Source organism: Asticcacaulis sp. P2_C5, assembly GCF_056404555.1.
In genome coordinates, this window is sequence record NZ_JBFUDU010000015.1 from 122,518 (window position 1) to 142,591 (window position 20,074).

Here is a 20,074-nt window from a genome sequence, read left to right on the forward strand (position 1 = left end):
GGCAATATGCATACAAGGCGGGAATGGCTTGCGGCGGCTCTGGCCTCCTCCAGCGTCGCGACGGCAGCGCGCGCCAAGCCGGCCCAACATGCCGGGCTTTACGCGAAAATCGAGGACGCCATAAAGGCCGCCGCTGAAAAGGCGCCTGGCCATGCCTTGTCCATTGGTATCGTCGAAAATGGTCAACTGGTTGCCCAGAAGCACTATGGCTCGACTATCGACCGGCAGGCCGTATTGCCGAATTCGAAGACGATTTATCCGATCGCGTCGATCACAAAGGTCCTGACGGGAATCATGTTCCTGCAATTGGTCGACCGGGGCGTAGTTCACCTGACCGACAGGGTCGATAAGTATGTGCCGGAATTTTCGCAGATTCCGAACCCGTACCCTTGGGCGCCTCCCGTTAGCCTGATGCAGCTTGCGACCATGACATCCGGTATAGATGTCGAGGATATAAATCCGCCCGCTTCAACGGGGAACACGAGTCCGGATGACGACTTGCCCGCAACGTGGGAGGACGGCGCGGCGGCCAATATTAAACACTACAGGTTCAAGTTCGAACCCGGGACGCGCCGCTCTTACTCAAATTGCGGCTACTCGATCCTTGGGCTTGCGCTCAGCAGGGCGGCAGGACGGCCTTACGTCGAGTACGTAGAGTCCAAAATCCTCAGACCGCTAGGCATGAACGACACGACTTTCACCGTTAGCGAGCAGATCGCTAAGCAATTTGGCTTTGGGAATGAACCATTGGCACATCGGCCACCTTGGCTACCGGCGGGCGGAGCCTTCTCGACCCTGGAAGACCTGGTAAAGCTGATGCGCTTCCAAATGGGATATGGGCCCGAAACGGTTCTATCTGACAACGCCCTTGAAGATTCATTCAGGCTTGTAGTGCCGTCCGATGGAGATTTTGCATACGGAGACGCAATCGGCTTTGCCGTTGTGAGAAACCGCGATAGCGACCTCGTTTCGATAGGTCACGGTGGACATACTTGGCATTTCAGTGGCTCATATCAGTTCGACCGTCCATCAAAAGCAGGAATCCTCGTGCTCACGACGCACGAGACTGACGAATTCAAGCCGGTTGTTCGGCATTCATTGAAACGTATGCATCCAAACAGTCACGGCGGCACCGGACTCGAGCCCCTAGAACATCATTGAGGGCTAACTCCGTACATAGACCGGAGTGTTGAGTTTCCTCAGAAAATGACCCTGTGAAGGTCGGAATTTCCGTTTCGTTTTGACACTCGTTTTGGCGATCAGCCCCTGACGGGATCCAGGGAGTCTTGGGTCAACCCGCGGCAAACATGCAGGGTCAAGTTCAGGCGAAAATCAACACTGGTGGGCCAAATCGTTGTCGGATAAACGGGGAGCGTAAACACGTGCGAAATCGCCATAGGGACCGTAGAGCAGTTTACGGTAAAGCGTACTGCGCTGCAGATAATCGATCGTCTTCATAACATCTCTCCTTCGCACCAACTGCGACGGAAAGACCATATCTATGCCGAGCAAATCGACGCTTGGTCATGAAAAACACCGGGAAAAACACGACCATTCGGCATAGTTCGCCGTTCGGCATAAACGGCCAAACTCAACGGCCTGGAGCCGGAACGGTATTTGGCTCATGTTATCCTTTGTATTAGCAACAATGGTATCGCAGCTGGCCAGTCTACTGCCTTGGACCGTCATTCGAGGCCCACTGTTGTATCGAGAATAAAGGGACGAAAACTTGTCGGAAAGAGCCATGGATTTGATTGGCGCGGTGGAGATTGCTAGCTGCAAGGCGTGGCCAGCTCTCAGTGTGGAAAATTATGGAGGATGGCAATTTCGAAGCGCAAACGGCTATACCAAACGTGCAAACTCCGCGTACGCGGTAGCTCCGATAAGGCCCTTTCAGCAAGTTCTCGCAGCAGCCGAACGCTATTACGGCCAAATAGGACAGGAAGTCCTCTTTAGATTATCTCCGCTCGCCGGTTACGAGTCGCGTCGCATCCTTATGGCCAACGGTTATTCGAGTGTTGATCCGTGTAATGTGATGACTACTGTGCCAACCCAAGGCGATAACGTCTCCAGTATCGTGATATCGGAGGGCTTGGATGATGGTTGGCTAGTCGGTTTCGCTGCGGCCAGCCAGATGTCCCTGAAACGATCCGAGGCTCATAAGAAAATAGTTTCGAACATTCGCGGCCGAATAGCCAGCGCGACGATCTATGATGAAGAGGCTGCAGTCGGGTTCGGTATGGCTGTCCTGGACGGCGAATTGACAGGAATATTCGACGTTGTGGTGTCTTCAGCGCATCGATGTCGTGGACACGGAAGAGCTGTCACTAAAGCGCTCTGTTCATGGGCATCGCAGGCACGTTCAAAAGTAGTCTATCTCCAGGTTCAAGCAGAAAACGCGCCAGCAAGGGCACTGTACAAGAGCTTGCGGTTTTCAGACGCCTACAGCTATGAATATTTCTCCCGTCCGGAACAACCCGCATGACCGGACGCTTACGCTTCGGCTACGACCTGAATGGAAAGGCAATAACCAGCGCCGTCGCTACGATTTTCTGCGCATTTGGAGATGCTCTGGCCCCTGTGGCGTAAACGTACCATCGGCGGGCTGTTCCAAATGAAGAAGACTTGCCAGATGGCCGTCAATCGCACCCGTCCAATTGCCTGCGGCCGGTTCTGCAAATGTGGGCTCAGCAACCAAAAATGCCGCAAGGATAGCCAGTCCGGCTGTTAGTTTCATAAATTTCCCTCCCAAACAGTGGGCACTATCTCATATGAATTGGGGATGTAAAGAAACGTCCGAAGCGCTCGAACTTGGAGGGCGTCATCAGAAAAACGGCCAGCTTTCTAATAAGCGGGGGTCAAGTATAGCAGGGAGAGACAAGTAAAGACCCGTCGCCGTACAATCTGGCTCAGGCAGCGATCGCCCGAGATTCGGCGATGCGCGCGGCCGCGGCAGCCCGATACTTCAGGATGAAGTCCGCAGCCGCCTGGGCCTTGCCCGCCGCCTTAAGGAGTTCCGCCGGCCGGTCCTTCAGTATCTTCGCCCAGGAGCCAAGATAGGCGACATGGTTGGCAAAGACGCTGTGGCTGGGATTGACGCTGAGGTGCAGGGAGGTCAGGTGCGATGTCAATTCGGCCACCAGTTCCTCGCGCCCATAGTCTTCGCGCGTCTCATTGGGGACGAACCTGTCCAGACGGTGCTTCGCTCCCGTGGCATGCCCGAATTCATGAAGCAGGGTCGCGATGTAATCCTCGTCGGTTTCAAAGGCGGCCCGGGGCGGCATGCTGATGCGATCGGACAGCACATGGTAACACGCCACATTGCCGCCATGGGACACTGGGACCGGGAAGGTCGCGATGATGCTGGCAATGTCGTCATGCAGGGGCTCCCGAGCGTCGCACGGTGCCGGCAGGAAACGCTCGGGCAAACCTTCGACCTGCGCGGCATTGAACACGTTGTAGGATTTGAGGAAACGCAGGACCTTGTCCTCGCCGCCCTCGTCCTCGGTACCGTCGACGATGCGTGTCTTGTACAATATCGCCGGCGACGCCTTCTCACCCTTGCGAACGTGGCCGCCCAGTTCGACGGCCTGGTTGAAGGTCAGCCAGTAGGGACTGTCATAGCCATGGATGGCGCCGAGCGTGGAAAGCAGGACCGCGTTCATTCCGGAATAGGGCTCCCCGGTCGACCGCAAGGGCAGCGAGGGCGAACGCGACAGGGCCCACGGCCTCCGCCAGGGTGCGACCCCGGTTTCGAGCTGGGCAATGAGGGCGGATAAGGTATTTTCGAGCAGAGGGGGCATGGAAATCTCCAGAATTCACCTCGACCATTCGAGGCTCCCCTGCTCCGCCCTTCCCTTTTCCTCGGGCCGACGCATCAACCGGCCTAGACTGCGGGACTTATCGCCGACGATAAATCACGGGCCTTTGATGGCTAAATTCTTCATTTTTATCATTCACGATAAATTTTGCTGATTTGACCACAAACTCGTCTCCTTTATCGCGAACGATAAAACGGCCTTGTTTTGACGTAAAAGTGGATGTATTTATCGCCAACGATAAAAGGAGCCGCGCATGACTGCCCCAGCAATGACCGATCCGCTGACCCTTCAGCTGGGACAGGCCCTGCGTCAATTACGCCAATCCAAAGGACTGAACCTGGAAGACCTGTCGCGACTGTCCGGTGTCGGCATCTCTACCTTGTCCCACCTCGAGAACGGCAATCGCGATCCCAAGCTGTCAACGATCACCCGCATTCTGAAGGCCCTTCGCAGCGACCTGCGTGATCTGCTGTTCCCGGCGCCCATCGATACTGCCACCGCGCCTCGGACGGGCACCGGCTATCACGACCTGGACATCTGAGCATGGCCGAAATCGACACCCTCGCGGTCTATTACGAAGCCTACGAGATTGGCCGCCTCCACCTGGGCGCCGATGGCACAATCGCCTTCGCCTATGATCCGCGCTGGCTGGCCACACCGGGCGTGTTCCCGGTCTCCGTTACCATGCCGCTGACAGACGCGCTCTACGCACCGGAAACCGTCCATCCATGGGTGGCGAACCTCCTGCCAGAAGAGCGGCAGCTGGTGACGCTCGCCAAAATCATGGGTGTCGATCGCAATGATACCATCGCGATCCTGCGGGAAATCGGTGGCGACACGGCCGGTGCCCTGTCTTTCGGCGAACCTTCACTGCGTGAAAAATGGACCTACACGCCACTTCAGGACTTCTACAAGATCGACACACCCGACGCCGCGCTTCTTCGTCACTTCGAGGACCTGAAGGAACGCCCCTTTCTCGTCGGTGAAGACGGTATCCGCCTGTCGCTGGCCGGTGGCCAGGAGAAGACGGCGCTGACCGTCCTCGATCCCCATGGCCGGCCACGCCTCGGCCTGCCACAAAAGGAAGACAAGCTCGCCATTCCGCGAAACGGTGCGCCATCGACCCTTATCATCAAACCGGACAATCCGAGATTGCCCGGAATTGTGGAGAACGAAGCCTATTGCCTGAGCCTCGCCGCCGCTATCGGTATCCGGGCAGCTGAAGTGACCATTGTGAAGGCCGGCACGCGCAACGCTCTGGCCGTCGCCCGCTATGATCGCAATGTACGCGACCACGGCGGCATCCGACGGCTGCACCAGGAAGACTTCGCCCAAGCGAACCGCGTCTTCCCCACCTACAAATACGAGATGGGGACGTTTCCAGGGCCGAGCCTGCAGACGCTGCTGGCCACCGGCGTCCACCTTCCCCCACGGGATGCCCTTCACCTGCTCGACCAAGTGATTTTCAATATCGTCGTCGCCAATACCGACGCGCACGCCAAGAACTACTCGCTGCTGCTGAACGAACCAAAGTCGCTCGCGCCCCTTTACGACGTTTCATCGGTGCTCCCGTGGCGGGACGCGAAGATCAACCAGAACTTCGCACAGAAACTTGCCGGGAAGAAACGTCGCCCTGGCGACGTCGAGGGACGGCATTGGGACTTAATCGCCGAATCCGCGAGCTATAATCCGCGCGAGACCCGCAAACGCGTCGAGGAAATCGTCGATAGCATCGTCGCCGGAGGCCACAACGTGGCAGCCCGGATAGCCGACCAGGATGGCGCCGTGCCCGAACTGGTCATCCAGGCACGCGACTGCGTTGAGGAAAACGCCTTGAGAATCGTGCGGCAACTCAAGGACAAACCCGGCGCCGCGCATCGCGCGACGCCGGGTAAAGCCGCCTTTCGGGAAATAATCAGATAACTGGTCAATGCAAGACCAGTTCCTGGGCCGGATAAGCCTTCAGGACAGCGCCCATCACCGTGACGTCGCCGACCGGCAGGAATACCCGGGCTGCGTGATTGATGATCTCGACGAAGCAACCGAGGTCACGCAAACGCCGCGCCTCGGCGCTCGCGCCGGCAATCTCCAGCCGATACCGGTCCATGACTTTCGATCGCGTCATGCGCAAGCCTTGTGCCAGACGCAGGGTGCCCACGTTTTTCATGACCAGGTCCTGGGCGCTGACGGGGTTGGCGATGTCGCGCTGAACGTCGGCCACGCCGAGCTGCTGGAGGAGACGCAGGGCTTCGGCCTCCGACAACACCCTTCCGAGCCAGGTCCGTCCGTCCGGCGCGCGCAGGCGCTTCACGCGGCATTGCTGGGACGGCAGGCTTTTCCAGATCGGCAGCAACAGGCCTGACACCAGGTTGAGTTCCGAGTGCACGAACGGATCCAGCCGCTCGATCTCGGCCTGCCAGAGGCGGCGCCAATCCGCCTCTGGAACCTCATGCCAATTGCTCTCCTCGTACTGGGTCTCAAAAACGACCTCGGTCTTGGTCGGTCGGTGCAACCGCACGGCCTTGACCAGGCCGTCGTCGTCGCCCGTCGTCGTCACGCCGCGTTCCAGAAGGGCCGTGCGCTGCGATTTGGCATTGTAGATGAAGGCGTAGGCCGTATTCGGCCAATTGTCGAAAATGTGCTGGAAGTCCTCCAGCTGCTTGATCTCGCGACGCTGGCGCACCGAAAACTTGAAAAGCCGCGTCTCTGCCCCGGTCTTGTCCACGCGGATGACCGCGTCACTGACAAGCTCGACCTCATCCGGCACCACATCCTCGACGCCCTTGTCGAGCAGGCCAGAGGCTTCCGCCCGCTCCAGGATCGCCTTCAGCCGGGTCTCGAACGCGTCGAACAGGGCATTCTGGTCGGCGATGCGCAGTGCCAGCATCCGGTTCAGGAAGGTATGCAGCGGTGGCAACATCTCCGCCGAGGCCAGCCCGCCTTCCCCATCGCGCAGCTTCAACGCTGTCTTGCGCTCGAATTCCTCGAGGCCCATGCACTCGATCTTGCCCTGGTACATCGCGCCGTAGAAGGCCTGCAGGGCGCGGCGCGCGAACTCGTTCTCCAGATTGTCCTCGGCCTTGAACAGTCCATTGCCGGCGCTGCGCCGCTCTCCCTTGGTCAGGGCTCCCAGGCTGTCGAGGCGGCGGGCGATGGTCGACAGGAAACGCTTCTCACCCTTGATATTGGTGGTCACCGGTCGGAAGCACGGCGCCGACACCTGGTTCGAGCGATGGGTTCGACCAATGCCTTGGATGGCGTTGTCTGCCCTCCAGCCGGCCTCCACGAGGTAATGGCGCCGCGGCTTGTGGTTCCCGCAGGCCCGGTCGGCGTGATAGCTCCGGCCCGTGCCACCGGCCTGGCTAAACACCAGGATGTCCTTGCGCCCGCCCATGAAGTCGTCGGTCTCGGTGCGTGCCGCCGATGACGACCGGCGCTCGAGGACCATCCGGCCTTCCTTGAGTACGACGCGGCGATTGCGGCCCGTGATTTCGGATATCCGGTCCGCGCCGAAGTGGTGGACGAGGCTGTCGAGAACACCGGGAACGCCCGGCAAGGTGGCCAGGGTGAGGATCAGTTCGTCCCGCAGGGCCAGGGCTTCCTGGCTGTGTACGGCATTGCCGTCCTTGTCCTTCAAGGGAACGGCGATCTCGTTGCCATTGTCGTCAGTCTCCATGACCATGCAGGTCGTCGGGAACGAGTGCTCCAGGTACTCGGTCACGGTATCGCGGGGCGTCAGGTCGATGTGCAGGTCGTTCCACTCGGCCGGCGACACCGCGTCTAACCGCCTGTCCATCACCGCCTGGTTGGTGCTGACCAGCTGGACAACGCAGGCATGGCCCGCCGCCACGTCGTCTTCGATGGCCCGGATCAGCGTCGGCGCCTTGAATCCGCACAGCAGCGCATTGAAAAACCTTTGCGCGGTCGAGGCAAAGGCCGATTTCGCCGCCGACTTGGCCTGGCCGGAATTGCACTTGCCGTCGGTGACCACGCCGATTGCCTCAAGGGCCTTGTCGAGATTGCGGTGGATAATTTCGAAGGCGTCCGCCCACGTGTCCCAGATCTCGACATTGGCGGGCGTCAATTCGTGCATGAGCGGATCGATCGTCAGGCCGTCGAACGACAGCATGCGCGCCGTGTAAAGACCCTGGGCCTTGAGCTCCCGCGCGATCAGTTCCATCACCGCAACGCCGCCGTCGTCGGCCGCCTTCAGGAACTCCTCCCGGGTCATGAACGGCGCCTCGGCCGAACCCCAAAGGCCCAGGCGGCAAGCGTAGCCCAGGTTCTCAGGCGTCGTGGCGCCGGTCGCCGACACATAGACGACCCGGGCCTTGGGCAGGCGGTATTGCAGCATGAGACCCGCGAGGCCCTGCTGCGATGGCTTCCTGGCGCCGCGATTTGATTTGCCGCCGGCGGCATTGGCCATTTCATGGGCTTCGTCGAAGATCAACGCGCCGTCGAAGTCCTGGCCCAGCCAGTCGACGAGCTGGTCGAGACGCGACTTCTTGTCCTGGCGCCCGGCAACGCGCAGGGTGGCGTAGGTCGTGAAGAGAATACCCTTGTCGGCCCGGATCGACTGCCCCAGCTTGTAGGTATTCTGGCTGATGAGGTCGGACGCGCTGCCGCCGATCGCCGTCCAGTCGCGCCGCGCATCCTCGAGCAACTCGTCGTTCTTGGATATCCAGAGCGCGCGCGTACGGCCATTTGCGATGTTATCGGCAATGATGGCCGAGATCTGCCGACCCTTGCCCACGCCTGTCCCATCGCCCAGGAAGAACCCCTTGCGGACCTGGAAGGCGCCAGGATTCCCTTCCTTGACGGCGCCATAGGTTGTCTGGCCCTCGCCGAGGGCCCACCAGCCGGGCAGTATGTCTGCATGGGCCTGGCCGGCATAGATGACGGTTTCAAGCTGCGCGTCCGACAACCCGCCGTCGACGATGGCTGCGGGTAGAAGCGGCTGGTAGGTCGGGAGTGGCGGCGCGACGGTTCCCATGGCCGTGGATTCGACGAGGCAAGACGGGTGCGCATGGCTGGGCTGAATGTCCATCCGCGAGACGCGGTAGGCGCTGTAGAGACCTATATCGGTGCCTGCGCCCGCCCAATCCTTCGGCGAAAATCGAACGAGGGCCGTCGTCTTGAGGAAGGCAAGACGGGTCGAGGCGGCCGGTCGGGGCGCATTTGCCGCAGGAAATGCCGAATTAAGCCCCGCTGAGCGAAAAACACGCGCCCTAGCCGTCGTCCTCGGCGAAATGGCCAGGACGGCCTCCAGGACCTGTTCCAGCGTCTCGACGGGCGTGATCGACGGGAACCCTGAGCTCGGCGGGACGCGGTCGAAGATCAACAGGCCGCACTCGACCGAGGTCCCGTGTTTGCCAAAGCTGTCATCAGGTAGGAGGATAGCTGCCCGCACGGCGAACAGCCGCGCCAGTCGCTGCGCTTCGGAACCCTCGAAGAAGGAGGCGGGTACGATGGCGCTGACGCGCCCGCCGTCGGCGAGGCATTTGCCGGCACTCAGGAGATGCGCCTCCAGCTGCTGGAAGGGCGGATTCAATACGACGGCGTCGAAACTTCCCGCCGTCGTCACCCGGTCGTGCAGGGTAGCAGCATCGAAGCGTGAGCGTGCGCTCTGCGGAAAAAGCCCGTCGAGAAGGTCGGCGCGTGTCGGCGCCAGTTCGTTGAGATGCAGTTTCGCGCCCGTAAGTTCGGTGAGGACCGCCAGCATGCCCGTACCGGCCGAAGGCTCCAGCACGGTGTCGCCATTGCGCACCTGGGCCGCGAGGACTGCCAGCGCTGCCAGTTCCGGCGGCGTGGAGAACTGGTCGAACGCGATCTGCTCTTCACTGCGCCGGGTGTGGGTCATGCCGAGGCGGCTTAGTGCGGCGAGCGCAGCGATGGTTTCCCGCGGCGCATCCTCGAGCCGCACGACCTGGTAGGCCATCTTGCGAAGCTGCAGGACCTGCGCGGCCTCCTGGGCATCGTAGGCGTCCTTCCAGGTCCAAAGGCCCTCGGTATCGCTGCCCATGAAGGCGAAGCTCATGGCTTCGCGGACATTTGAGCGGTCGAGGCACCGCCCCTTGGCAAGCAGGGGCAGAAGTGCGCGCGCGGCGCCGAGGATACCGGCTGACCGGCTGATGGAGGACGCAGCGAAGAGTGATAGATTGGCGGACATGTCCGGGCTCCCGATCTGGCGTGAGGCCCATCCCCATCGTCCAGTCGCCCTCCCCTGCCCTCCCCTCTTCCTGCCCGGTCAGCAGCAAGGAGATGGCCCCTGCCGGTCGGACAGAGGCCATCGTACCTATTCCGCAGCGATCGGTTCCGGCTGGGCGTCGCAATCGGGATCGGCCGCGCCTTCGTCCGATGCCGTGATTTCAGCCTCGGCATCGTCGTCCTCGTCGGTGAGTTCGGCCTCCGCGATATCATTGGCAAAGCTGAGGGCTGGCGGCTGCCACTGCCGAAGGACGCCCTGTTCCGCAACGAAATCGGCCAACGCGCCTTTCTTCAGGTTGACGAGTTCCTCCAGGTCGCAGCCCATCTGGGAGGCGTAGCGCAGCAGCTGCTTCTTGGAGCCGCGGGCATAGAAAGTGCCGTCGGGATACCAGTAGGCGCGCAGGTCGAAATCGAGTTCGTCGGCGACCTCCTGGATCTGTGCCCGGGCGCGGCCCTTGATCCGGTCCGTCCTCTCCTCGTCGATCCACACATTGGCCGCGGTCATCAGCGCCAGCAAATCCTGGATCTGGGGGAAACCAAGCGAGGTGACCCAGGCATAGGGGCGCAGGCCGGAGGCCACATATTGGTCGCGATAGGCGACGAGGCGGTCGACCAGTTCCTTGTCGAGGCTGTCCATTGGGGCGTAGCCACGCGACTGGACGTTTTTGACGCACGAAATCTGAAGGGCCTTGTCATCGCCGATACCGAAGGGCTGGACCAACACGATCTGCTGGAACTGCGAGGCCACCTGGAGCTTCAGCGCCGCGACGAAACTGTCGGAGAGCGCCCGGCGGAAGCCCCGGACGAGGACTTCTGTCGCCGATCTGTGGAAGGCGTGGCCACGGTCGGATGTATCGACCACCACCTTGCGCTCGGGCATCGGGTCGGGATTGCGCGATGGCTCCGGTGTGTAGGCCGACGGCTCGGGCGCGGTTTCGGCCCGCCAGGCCGCGACGTCCGCATCCGTCGTGTAGACGCTGATTCGCAAGGGCTCGCGATCGCCGGGGCGCAGTAATACGGCTCTGACAGGCATGGGCGCCGCCGTTGCCTTGGCGAGCGCCAGCCTGGCGGCGAACAGGGCTTCCCAGGCCTGGACGTCGCCGACTGCCAGCGCTTCTTCCTGTTCGGTTTCGAGCGCCTCGCAGGCTTCCTTCGCGGCATTGATCCGCGCCTGCTCATCCTTGGCCCGATTGTAGCGGTAAGGCAGGGCGCAGAACCCATCGGGCAGCTCCGCCTCGGCATCTGCCGAAACGAACATGGTGACCTCGGCCGCCTCACCGATCGCCTTCAACGGCTCGACCTTTTCGGACCACAAACGGTAGGCGAGAACAGTATCCGTACAGGAGTCGGGCAACTCCCCCAGCAAATCGGCGGACAGTTTGCCGCCCGCGGCGCGATAGGCGTCCATACCCACGAAGGTCATTACGGGAGAGTCGGCCGACAGGACACCCTGCTCAAGATAGTGTTCGACATGCCCAGGCCATAGCCGGCCATTGGCCCGCGCCGCCGTTGCCAGCTTCTTCTGCTCCGCCTGCGACGGCACGCGCGCGATCAGCTTGAGGACGGAGAACTCGAACAGCTTGTCCTTGAAGGCCAGGAGGACGTCCATGTGGACCTGGGATACGGCGTGATACTTGCGCGCCTCGGCGAGATCGACGCAGAGCGCCCGGGCCATAGCTTCGACCGTAATCTTCTTGGCGGAGAGTGCGCGGATGGCCAAAATGATCTCCGCCGGCTTCAGCGGCAGGCGGGCCTGGTTGGCTGTGATCGCTGCGGCGGCGATCGCTTCCTTCGTTTCGCAGAGATAGGCCGGGATTTCGAGGTCTTCGGTGACCAGGCCCGCCGCCAGTAAATGGCGGAAGCCGAAGATGCGTCGGCGCCCGTCGAGCGCCATGAACGGTTTTTCCGTCTTGCCCCCGGCGCGGACGAGGAGCGGAACCAGGAGGCCGGCCGCGTCAGGCGCAAGGCTCGTTGCGAGGTCAGGGATCAGATCGTCAGGCCCGTCAAGGAAGCGCGGGTTCTCAGGAGCGATGTCGAGGTCCTTCAGGCGCACACTGATGGACTTCAGGGCGGTTGCCGAGTGTGCCGGGACGACAGCCGAGGCGGCTACGATCGAAGACGTGGTCATGGTAGGATTTTCCCGACTGGCCGAGGCCCATCCTCGATTACCAGTCACCCCTCCCTGCCCTCCCCTCTTCCTTGGGCGCCGCGGCCCAGCGCCATCCTGTTGAAGTCCTCCCAGGGCCAATCGGGCAGGACGACCTTCGCCTCAAGCCCGGCACCGATCAGCACTTCGGCCAGGACGCTTGCAGCCTCTTCGCCGGGCCGCCCCCGGTCTGCTGCGATCGTGACACGCGAGACATCAGGGGGTGGACGCCAGCGGCGCAGGTTGCTGGCGCCCAGAAGGGCGGCACCCGGAAGGTCGAGGATTTCGGTTGCAGACAGGGTGGTGATCACCCCTTCACCGACGACGACGTGGCTGGACCATGGATCGAGCTTGACCGCGGCACCCTCAGGGACACGGCCGACGGTCTTGCGCGAAAGCCGAAGTGCAGCGTTGCGGCGGCCCTGGCTGTCGAGATAGGTGACTTCGATCGCCGAGAGCCGCCCGGACGCTGTTTCGATCATTGCCATCAGTGCCGGGCAGTGAAGGCGGTTGTGATCGGCGTAGACCGCCACGGGACAATGAGGATGGTGGCGTAGAGCGGTAATCTCTCGAAGGGATCGGCCGATCCCCCGCCAGTGGCAGAGATGGCGCTCGCTGAGCGTACCCCCAATGGGAACGCCTTCGCCCCACAGGTCGATCGCGCGCCGCACCTTTGCCGTATCTGAAACTAGAGGGGCCGGCGGTGCGGGACTCGCCTGGCCTGACGGAAATCCGGCCTGGTCGATGAGGCCGCAATCACGGAGGTCTGCCAGGATTTCCGCAGCGGTTGAGGAACCGAAGCTGTGAACGACGACCCGTCCGGTTCTCCCGATCAGCAAGGATGCCGATCGGTCTATCCGGCTGTGGCCAGGCGCCGGGATGGAGGCTCTCCGCCCTCCGGCATACAGGTCTCCGCCTCGGGCGCGGACGATTTGGTGCAGTGACATGGGCTTCTCCCTTGAGGATGCAGCCCGAAAGTCCCTTCCCTTTTCACTGGTCCACTCCGGGGCCTGGACACGATCGGCCCCTATTCTCCCGATAGTCATCGTCGCGAACGCTTGACCGTTAAGGATTTGAGCCGGTCGGTTCCCTTTTTCACCCTCAGGGGGCTCAAAAGCGGGCGACCCTCTATGAGTCGCCCAAGCTTTTGAGTGAGCGTCGATATTTCCTCATCCGCTGAGATCGTTAAAAAGAGTCTTGTTAAATAAGGAAAGTTATAGGGTTAAAGGTGGAAAAAAGGGCTTTTTGTCCATATATCTCAACGAGTTGATGGGGCGCCCCGCCCCTGATATCCCGATGAACTGGCCCCTGTTCTACCGATTCCTCGGTCCCTGTTATACCGATTCAAAAAGTCCTTGAAATCCCGATAGTTATGGTGGGTTGTCCACAGGCGTGGAAACTTTCCTGCTCAGAATGGAAGCTGTGCCCGAGGCGAGTCGCAAAAGAGTCAACTGAGTTTTTCGGGAATGTTGTGTTAATTCCGTCTCTTACCTCGGGAGCCAATGATATCGGCCCCTAATATCCCGACACTGGCACCGTCCTCGCCAATAGCTGCAGGTCCGCTGAAATGTAATTATTGCTACCTTTTTTTGCGCTTCAACCGGCCATTTGAAAATCGTTAACTACAAGTTACGGCGAGTTGGGCGACAGAAGGCCGCCTAAATGCGGCTTGGTCCCTGATATCCCGATAATACCGGCATGTCAGTGGCCCCTAATATCCCGATGGCTCCACGAGTCGCTGGCGTGTCAAGATACTACTCTAAGTCTGCGAAAAGGCCGAGAAAACGCCCCTATCCTGAGGTAGGACGCGAACAATCATGACGTTGGGCGCGCGTGCGGGCTGCCTTGGGGCCGTACTTGTGGACCTTGGCCCTTGATATCCCGATAGGGTCGGGCGGATTCAGCCCCTGATATCCCGACAAGGGCGGGCTTATCGCGAGGAGGTTTTGTTGGGCTTGGCCCCTGATATCCCGATAGTCGAATCAGCCCTTGTTCTTGCGATCGTTATGCCGCGCGCGTTCTCTTGGCCACCGTGCGTGGGTTGGCTCCGCTGTCGATCAAACTTGCACGAGCGTCTTCTTCCCCCATGCGGCTAAGACGCTGTAATTCCTCACGAATGGCCTCCTCTTCCTTGATCTTGCCGGCAAGATGGCGATCGACGAAGTGCACAGCCGGCTGCCCGTCCGCAGCTTTTACAAGGGTCATTTCATAGCGCGGGAGCTTGTTCTCCCTGACGGATCGCTTGAGCATCTCTGCAAACTTCTTCTCGCTGCTGTCGCTGCCTGTCTTGGCGCGAAGCGTTCTGAAGGTGCATAGCCAGCCTTGGGTCTGGTTTCCGGCATGCTTGCGGGCGATGCGGTAAAGTGCGCGGTCGAGGCCGCCCGACAGAAGAAAGTACTCTCTGTCGAGGGTCAGGACATTGCTGGAAGTCGTGATGGCGCTGTAGATCCAGCTGGGAAGGGTCAGGGAGATGGAGCGCACCTTTTCCATCTGTTCCGGTGTCTCGATAGTCCCCTCCCCTTCAAATTCGGCCAGCCAGCTGAAGGTGGCGAATTTGCTCTTGCCCGCGCGCAGGTTCGTCGTAATCGATGTGTGTTTCAGCCGGTTCATTGCCTCGAGAAGGAGCCGATAGTCCGTTCCGCCTGTCTTGCGCGCGATTCCGCGAAGCATTTCGTAAGGTGTGGTATGGATTTTCGGAGACTCGAGGTTCCGACCACGCTCCTTTTCGGCGACGATCTTGGAGATACACCAGATCATGATATCCGCGTCCCAAATGGTCGCCATGCCAAATTCGGGGTGTGGCAAGACCTTCACCCAGACCGAGCCATCTTCACTTTGGTATTCAATGGGTTTGTTGCGCTTACGCTTGGACAAGGAAAAGAATGGGCGCTCCATCAAGGACCGCTCGTCCTTGGGACTATAATCGATCAGGTCCCGAATGAAGAGGTCCTGATTGGGATGTGGGTCGATCCTCTTGTTCATGAACGCCGGAACCTAGGTTGAAGCGCCAGTCTTCGGTAAGTCTACCCTGCTCGACGGCGCAGTATTGATGTTGACTCGATTCGCATCGGGTCCGCTAGAAGTCTTGTGCGGAGAAGGGCTAACGACAGGAAGGCCAGGAAATATAAGCCATTTGCCGTGGTCCCCTCACCTGCGCTTGCCGTACGCGTCCATCAAGACCTGCAGGAACTCACCGTGTTTATAGCGTTCCTTTTTTGCCATTGCGCGGAAGCGCTCAAGTATATCGGCTGGGGCCTTGATATTCATCTGGCTGTCATCGGACGCTTCGCGGCTGGGAAACGTGGCGACCTTGTCGATGGCTTTTTTGACAGGTTTTGGAGCGGATGTGGTCGGCGCCCTCGGCACAGCCGGCGAAACGTCGAAGTCGTTGAGGTCGCCGAAATCCAAGGGTTGTCGGGAACTTTCCATCAGGCGACCTCCTTAACCTTTTCACGATTTGCACGGAGTTTGGCAACGACCTCGGCCGTGAAGCCTTCAACGTTCTGAATGGCCGCATCCAGGTTGTTCACGTCTTTCGCCGTCATCGATCGAATGGTCCCGCCGATGGCAAAAAGTGCGGAAAAAGCGTCGCGCTCGTAGATTTCGGTCTGGAACGTGTCGATTTGGGGGTTCTTGCGAAATTGCTCGCCGATAAGGCGGGCGGTCCTGGACTTGGCGATGACCCGGGACTGGGTAAACAGGACGGCATAAGGGATCGTGCGACGGGCCGCCTTCATGTCACGATGGACTTCCTTGATCACATCGATGGCCGCTATTGCGTCCTGCTGCTGCTCCTTGGTTGGGATAATGACGAGATCGGACCAGGACGTGGCATAACTCATCAGGCGCGAAGCGGTTCCTTCGAGATCGATGATGACAAAGGGCGTCCTGGCGCTGGCCTGCTCTATCTCCTCGAGTATGTTCTTTTCGGTGACGTTCGAGACGACCGTAAGTTCCGCTGGGACATTGCCCATGGTTGCCCATCGGGAAATCGGCTGGCGTGGGTCCGCGTCGATCAGGGTTACGGGCTTTGAGTTGGCAAGCTCGCAGGCGAGCAGCAAGGCGCTGGTGGTCTTTCCAGACCCGCCTTTGGAATTGGCGAAAGAAATGACGGGCATAGCGGTCCTCCTGGACGTCATTCATAAAGCGATTTGGTTAACGGAAACTTACTATACCGTAGAGTATTATACCTTAGAGTAACGTAGGGTAACTTACCCTGGGGTAGCCCGTGGTACCTGTAGATACTTTTTTGCCGGACCTGGCCTGCTATACCAGGATACCTGAAGGTACGTTAGGGTACCGTACCTGTTGGTACTTTGGGGTAACTTCATCTACCCTACCCTTTGGTACTCTAAAGTACCTTAAGGTACTGGTGCCCGGTACGCGTTTGGTACCTTCTGGTACCCTGAGGTACTTCCGTTAGGAGGGCGAAAATAAAACGCCCTTATAGGATCAGGCGTTGCAGCGAGCAGCGGCAAACGCAGTCGACCAGCGATTCCAATAATAGCCACACAGCAACAATGCATGATTCTCGGCCTGTGACCATGCGCCAAGGGCGGGAAACGCCAAACAAGTTGCCGGGGGAAGTGCTCGTCGCGCTATTTCCAAACCTCTCACTGTCCATTCACAACGGAGAAGGGGAGGGGAGTAGGGCGAGTTCGCGGACCTGCCGCGCCGCTCGCTTATCTGAGCGGACCATCGCCATCGCGGCGGTCAAACGATGCCCGCAAACAAGGCACGCCGGATTGCGATCTCAACGATTGGCGTTCGAATGGTTAATGAAACGGCAGGCCGGACCTGCATCCACGCCAGAAGCCGGCGCGGTAAACATGGCTCTCAAGCGTCCTATGTTCGCGGTTGCCGCAACCAGGCATAGGCGGAGTCGACCGTGTCGAAGAGTTGGAAGGTCCTGGTCGGAAACAGCACCTTGTAGGTATCAAAGCGCTCGGCGGTAAGCGGATCGATGCTGACGGAGGCTACCTTCCGCCCCAGGTCCTTGTCCCCGACCATCTCGTACCAGCTTGCCCGAAACTCATCGAGCTCATCAAAGAGAATATGGCCTTGGAACGGCAGCATGTTGAACATGCAGTCGTACTTCCACGGCTCATGGACCTTGGCGAACTCAAGACGGATATGTTCGAAAAACTTGAAGCCAAAATTGATCGCCGGATAGTTGATCCGGATCAGGTGTCCCGGCTCGATAAGAAACTCCAGGCGCACGTCCTCAGGAGCCACAACAGGTTGTGACCGATACATTCGATTATCCAACAATTGGTGTTCGTTCGAATGTTTGCTACGAACAAAAACACCGTTCGTCAATCCGATTTGTTGCAACGCAGAGAAGAAACAACCGTCAGCCTAATATGCCGCACAGTCGTTCGTCCATATGGAGAAATCTGGCCCATGGAATAGTTTCATAGCGAATTTGATTACTAACGACATCATGACTGGCACCAACGTATCAAGCGGCGATGCATCACACGGGAAGGTTACGACGCAAAGTTTCGATACAGTTCGGCGACCGTACGCGGGCGATTGCGACTGTCATAGAAGATCGATGGATTCGCCCGGGCGGCCGCCGGCGAAATGGCGCTTGCAGCAACGTATGGCGTCGTCTGGTTCAGCCTCAAGAATGCCAACCCGGTATCGACACCAAAAAAATGCAGGGCATAAAGGTCTACCCAGGTCGGGGTCTGCCCGAAAACCGATGAAAATTGCCGATAATTCCTCAGCGACACAGCGGCGGAAATCCGCGTACTCACGACAGGATCGAAGCGAAGGTCGAGAATCAGGTTCTTTTCAACGGCATTATCAATGAGGCAACGACCCGATGCGTCCGTCCGAATTCGGATTGCGGGCACGCCTGCTATGCCGCCGAAATCCCTCATGGCACATAGCCACGTGCCTTCGGTGAACTGGAAAAGGCCCCCGGCGGATGAACTGTTCGACCGGGCGAGGGGATCAAGCGCGCTTTCACGGATCGCCAGCCTGACCAGATAGGATGGGTCCATGCCCGTGTCTGCGCCGATCCGCGTCACTAAGTCTCGAATGGCCTGATTGGAAATCGACAATCTGCGAACGGGCGCCGGAGCGGCGAGGGTGACACGACGCTCGGCGGCCAGCGCGGCCAACTGGGCTTCGGCAACCATGCGCCGGCTTTCAGGATCGAATGACCGCTCCTCCAGCCAGGCCGCAAAGAAGCCTGGTTGCAAAACCTGCTCGTCACGAAGGCGAAATCTGGCGATCTCTTCACCATGTGGCGGCACCTCGGCGGCAGAGACCGTACATAGACAGGCCGTCAGAGCGGCGGCATGTCCAAGCCTGATCACGACAGCTGGCCCAGGGTCTGGGCGACCGCCTGGGCGACGGGAAGAAAGGCTATCGACAACGAATCCGCCGGCGGCGCCAAAAAGATACGGGTGACCTCGCCAAGGTACTCATTCAAGCTGCCGCTCGATTCCGCGGCGCTATAGAGCTGCGACGGCCAAACACCCATCTTGAGGATCATGTCATGCAGCAGGCTGACCTTGGTGGGACCGCTCAGTATGCGGCATCGTTCGTCGAGCACGGGCTCGAGATATCGCCGCAAGGTCCCGCGGTCGATACCGAGTGCGTGGGCCAATTGCTTGCGGGCTAGTTCGCGCTGGCTGCTTATGCGGTAGCGGATCGTGAATCCGTAGCGCATGCCTTCGGAGACCCTCGCGGTCAGGACGTCGGGCAAATGCGCGTTTTTTGGGACATTCCAAAGGTCGGTCATTAGGTTCCCCCCGGTTGCAGTTGTCAAAACTTATCAACAGTTTTTGAATACCTCAAGCCATACTTGAGGTTTTATGAAAACAAATGTAAAGCCTTGCTTTAAAATACCTATTTTATGAAACGATCTGCCCTTTGTTGGTTCTTGACCAGGTGGTTGGCATAAAGGAAAAGGCATGCCAGCACTACCTGGCGTATCCCCCAGCGCTGCTTTTCTCCCGTTGAACAGGTCTCTTGAAAATGTCGGGACAGGGGCAGGATCTTCTGATTCAGGAAGTCCCTGGAAACGGTGACGGACCCTTCCTTATATTGGTCGATATCGAAGGCGCCATCCGTCGCCAGGACAATTTCGTCGCCGGTAAACCGGGAACAGAACTCCATAGCCGGCTCGACGAGCAGCTTGGTTGTCACCTTCATGCCCATGGCCGACCGCTCAAGAGCCATGAAGCGGTTCGCGTGCTCGATCACGCCTGACTCGACTGTGTGGCACCAGTTCGGATCGTTTGTCAGATCAATCACCACATTGCTCGACGCCGGTCTGCGTGGAGCGGCGCGTCGTGACGATTTGAGGGGCCGCGCGGCGAGGGGAGGCATGGGACCTTCTATATGCAAGGGATGCCACCACGAATACGCGCGTCTGCCGTTCAAGAAAAGAGTCAAAGCGGCGTCACACCGCCCCGGCACCCGTCTTTTTTGGCGACGTTTTGCCGCAAATGAAGCAAATCCACCGCAGCAGGCCCAAATTTCGCAGCAAGTGACGTGATTCCGCCTCACGTGCCGTTGTTTTACCGCAGATGCTGCAAATTGCCTTCAACGGCCCGGCTTGAATACAGGTTAGCGAAATGTGAATGCTTGGACGTGGCCAACGGCTACGCCAAACACTCTCAATGAAAGGCTAAAAGACATGAATTCCCTCATGTATAGGGTGGACGATGCGCGGCATCGTCTGCTCAAGGATACCGTGTTGCTCGAAATCCTGATGATTGCGGCTGCGGTTCTGCTGCTCATCGCATTCGTCACCGGCGCAATGGCCGGTACGGACACGACGTTCAATGCGGCCACCACGACGCTGACCAATTGGTCGACTGGGTCGCTCGGCAAACTCGCTGCTGTCGCCGGCATCGGCTCCGCCCTGGTCGGCATGGTC

Annotated in this window: 18 protein-coding genes; 5 read left to right on the plus strand and 13 right to left on the minus strand. The window is 59.5% G+C overall.

Annotation, left to right across the window (positions count from 1 at the left end):
• Nucleotides 1–6 precede the first annotated feature (6 nt).
• Nucleotides 7–1,161 carry a serine hydrolase domain-containing protein gene (locus tag AC1DXO_RS22680; protein WP_476980474.1) on the plus strand — a complete coding sequence of 385 codons (1,155 nt, stop codon included), beginning with the start codon at nucleotides 7–9 and terminating at the stop codon, nucleotides 1,159–1,161.
• Between the two features lie 171 nt (nucleotides 1,162–1,332).
• Here AC1DXO_RS22680 and AC1DXO_RS22685 read toward each other — a convergent pair whose 3' ends face one another.
• Nucleotides 1,333–1,458: a hypothetical protein gene (locus tag AC1DXO_RS22685; RefSeq protein WP_476980475.1), complete on the minus strand. Its 126-nt coding sequence runs from the start codon at nucleotides 1,456–1,458 to the stop codon at nucleotides 1,333–1,335.
• 286 nt (nucleotides 1,459–1,744) lie between these two features.
• On the opposite strand from AC1DXO_RS22685, the gene AC1DXO_RS22690 reads away from it, so the two are divergent.
• Complete coding sequence (locus AC1DXO_RS22690; RefSeq protein ID WP_476980476.1) at nucleotides 1,745–2,485, plus strand: GNAT family N-acetyltransferase; 741 nt, start codon at nucleotides 1,745–1,747, stop codon at nucleotides 2,483–2,485.
• A gap of 57 nt (nucleotides 2,486–2,542) precedes the next feature.
• Here the strand turns inward: AC1DXO_RS22690 and AC1DXO_RS22695 are convergent, their stop codons facing one another.
• Both AC1DXO_RS22695 and AC1DXO_RS22700 read right to left on the minus strand, forming a co-directional pair.
• Complete coding sequence (locus tag AC1DXO_RS22695; RefSeq protein WP_476980477.1) at nucleotides 2,543–2,737, minus strand: hypothetical protein; 195 nt, start codon at nucleotides 2,735–2,737, stop codon at nucleotides 2,543–2,545.
• 172 nt (nucleotides 2,738–2,909) lie between these two features.
• Nucleotides 2,910–3,803, minus strand: coding sequence for an ArdC family protein (locus tag AC1DXO_RS22700; protein WP_476980478.1), 894 nt, complete (start codon nucleotides 3,801–3,803; stop codon nucleotides 2,910–2,912).
• Nucleotides 3,804–4,074: 271 nt separating this feature from the next.
• Here AC1DXO_RS22700 and AC1DXO_RS22705 point away from each other — a divergent pair, with 271 nt between their 5' ends.
• Both AC1DXO_RS22705 and AC1DXO_RS22710 read left to right on the plus strand, forming a co-directional pair.
• Nucleotides 4,075–4,362 (plus strand): helix-turn-helix domain-containing protein, encoded by a 288-nt coding sequence (locus tag AC1DXO_RS22705; RefSeq protein WP_476980479.1) that lies wholly within the window; start codon nucleotides 4,075–4,077, stop codon nucleotides 4,360–4,362.
• A 2-nt stretch (nucleotides 4,363–4,364) separates the two neighbouring features.
• On the plus strand, nucleotides 4,365–5,744 hold the full coding sequence (locus AC1DXO_RS22710; protein ID WP_476980480.1) for a HipA domain-containing protein: 1,380 nt from the start codon (nucleotides 4,365–4,367) through the stop codon (nucleotides 5,742–5,744).
• Between the two features lie 4 nt (nucleotides 5,745–5,748).
• Here the strand turns inward: AC1DXO_RS22710 and AC1DXO_RS22715 are convergent, their stop codons facing one another.
• The 10 genes from AC1DXO_RS22715 to AC1DXO_RS22760 form a co-directional block, all read right to left on the minus strand.
• Entirely contained in the window at nucleotides 5,749–9,990 is a 4,242-nt protein-coding gene (locus AC1DXO_RS22715) for a strawberry notch-like NTP hydrolase domain-containing protein (protein ID WP_476980481.1), read from the minus strand.
• A 126-nt stretch (nucleotides 9,991–10,116) separates the two neighbouring features.
• Nucleotides 10,117–12,156: a ParB/RepB/Spo0J family partition protein gene (locus tag AC1DXO_RS22720; protein WP_476980482.1), complete on the minus strand. Its 2,040-nt coding sequence runs from the start codon at nucleotides 12,154–12,156 to the stop codon at nucleotides 10,117–10,119.
• A gap of 44 nt (nucleotides 12,157–12,200) precedes the next feature.
• On the minus strand, nucleotides 12,201–13,121 hold the full coding sequence (locus AC1DXO_RS22725) for a DUF7146 domain-containing protein (protein WP_476980483.1): 921 nt from the start codon (nucleotides 13,119–13,121) through the stop codon (nucleotides 12,201–12,203).
• Between the two features lie 1,057 nt (nucleotides 13,122–14,178).
• Complete coding sequence (locus tag AC1DXO_RS22730) at nucleotides 14,179–15,156, minus strand: replication initiator protein A (protein ID WP_476980484.1); 978 nt, start codon at nucleotides 15,154–15,156, stop codon at nucleotides 14,179–14,181.
• Nucleotides 15,157–15,321: 165 nt separating this feature from the next.
• Complete coding sequence (locus tag AC1DXO_RS22735) at nucleotides 15,322–15,582, minus strand: hypothetical protein (protein WP_476980485.1); 261 nt, start codon at nucleotides 15,580–15,582, stop codon at nucleotides 15,322–15,324.
• Between the two features lie 20 nt (nucleotides 15,583–15,602).
• A complete protein-coding gene (locus AC1DXO_RS22740) occupies nucleotides 15,603–16,292 on the minus strand; it encodes an AAA family ATPase (protein ID WP_476980486.1) in 690 nt (229 codons plus the stop codon).
• 727 nt (nucleotides 16,293–17,019) lie between these two features.
• The gene (locus AC1DXO_RS22745) at nucleotides 17,020–17,430 is read right to left on the minus strand and encodes a hypothetical protein (RefSeq protein ID WP_476980487.1); all 411 of its coding nucleotides are present in this window, start codon (nucleotides 17,428–17,430) and stop codon (nucleotides 17,020–17,022) included.
• 233 nt (nucleotides 17,431–17,663) lie between these two features.
• Nucleotides 17,664–18,503 carry a hypothetical protein gene (locus tag AC1DXO_RS22750; RefSeq protein WP_476980488.1) on the minus strand — a complete coding sequence of 280 codons (840 nt, stop codon included), beginning with the start codon at nucleotides 18,501–18,503 and terminating at the stop codon, nucleotides 17,664–17,666.
• Nucleotides 18,500–18,931: a hypothetical protein gene (locus tag AC1DXO_RS22755; protein ID WP_476980489.1), complete on the minus strand. Its 432-nt coding sequence runs from the start codon at nucleotides 18,929–18,931 to the stop codon at nucleotides 18,500–18,502. The genes AC1DXO_RS22750 and AC1DXO_RS22755 overlap by 4 nt, the downstream gene beginning before the upstream one ends.
• A gap of 107 nt (nucleotides 18,932–19,038) precedes the next feature.
• Nucleotides 19,039–19,521: a hypothetical protein gene (locus tag AC1DXO_RS22760; RefSeq protein WP_476980490.1), complete on the minus strand. Its 483-nt coding sequence runs from the start codon at nucleotides 19,519–19,521 to the stop codon at nucleotides 19,039–19,041.
• A gap of 310 nt (nucleotides 19,522–19,831) precedes the next feature.
• On the opposite strand from AC1DXO_RS22760, the gene AC1DXO_RS22765 reads away from it, so the two are divergent.
• The coding region (locus tag AC1DXO_RS22765) for a hypothetical protein (protein WP_476980491.1) at nucleotides 19,832–20,074 on the plus strand (243 nt) is incomplete at its 3' end.

Excerpts from the sequence above, each read along its gene's own strand:
- AC1DXO_RS22680 (WP_476980474.1), top strand. The coding sequence starts at position 7 with ATGCATACAAGGCGGGAATGGCTTGCGGCGGCTCTGGCCTCCTCCAGC.
- AC1DXO_RS22685 (WP_476980475.1), bottom strand. The coding sequence starts at position 1,458 with ATGAAGACGATCGATTATCTGCAGCGCAGTACGCTTTACCGTAAACTG.
- AC1DXO_RS22690 (WP_476980476.1), top strand. The coding sequence starts at position 1,745 with ATGGATTTGATTGGCGCGGTGGAGATTGCTAGCTGCAAGGCGTGGCCA.
- AC1DXO_RS22695 (WP_476980477.1), bottom strand. The coding sequence starts at position 2,737 with ATGAAACTAACAGCCGGACTGGCTATCCTTGCGGCATTTTTGGTTGCT.
- AC1DXO_RS22700 (WP_476980478.1), bottom strand. The coding sequence starts at position 3,803 with ATGCCCCCTCTGCTCGAAAATACCTTATCCGCCCTCATTGCCCAGCTC.
- AC1DXO_RS22705 (WP_476980479.1), top strand. The coding sequence starts at position 4,075 with ATGACTGCCCCAGCAATGACCGATCCGCTGACCCTTCAGCTGGGACAG.
- AC1DXO_RS22710 (WP_476980480.1), top strand. The coding sequence starts at position 4,365 with ATGGCCGAAATCGACACCCTCGCGGTCTATTACGAAGCCTACGAGATT.
- AC1DXO_RS22715 (WP_476980481.1), bottom strand. The coding sequence starts at position 9,990 with ATGTCCGCCAATCTATCACTCTTCGCTGCGTCCTCCATCAGCCGGTCA.
- AC1DXO_RS22720 (WP_476980482.1), bottom strand. The coding sequence starts at position 12,156 with ATGACCACGTCTTCGATCGTAGCCGCCTCGGCTGTCGTCCCGGCACAC.
- AC1DXO_RS22725 (WP_476980483.1), bottom strand. The coding sequence starts at position 13,121 with ATGTCACTGCACCAAATCGTCCGCGCCCGAGGCGGAGACCTGTATGCC.
- AC1DXO_RS22730 (WP_476980484.1), bottom strand. The coding sequence starts at position 15,156 with ATGAACAAGAGGATCGACCCACATCCCAATCAGGACCTCTTCATTCGG.
- AC1DXO_RS22740 (WP_476980486.1), bottom strand. The coding sequence starts at position 16,292 with ATGCCCGTCATTTCTTTCGCCAATTCCAAAGGCGGGTCTGGAAAGACC.
- AC1DXO_RS22745 (WP_476980487.1), bottom strand. The coding sequence starts at position 17,430 with ATGTATCGGTCACAACCTGTTGTGGCTCCTGAGGACGTGCGCCTGGAG.
- AC1DXO_RS22755 (WP_476980489.1), bottom strand. The coding sequence starts at position 18,931 with ATGACCGACCTTTGGAATGTCCCAAAAAACGCGCATTTGCCCGACGTC.
- AC1DXO_RS22760 (WP_476980490.1), bottom strand. The coding sequence starts at position 19,521 with ATGCCTCCCCTCGCCGCGCGGCCCCTCAAATCGTCACGACGCGCCGCT.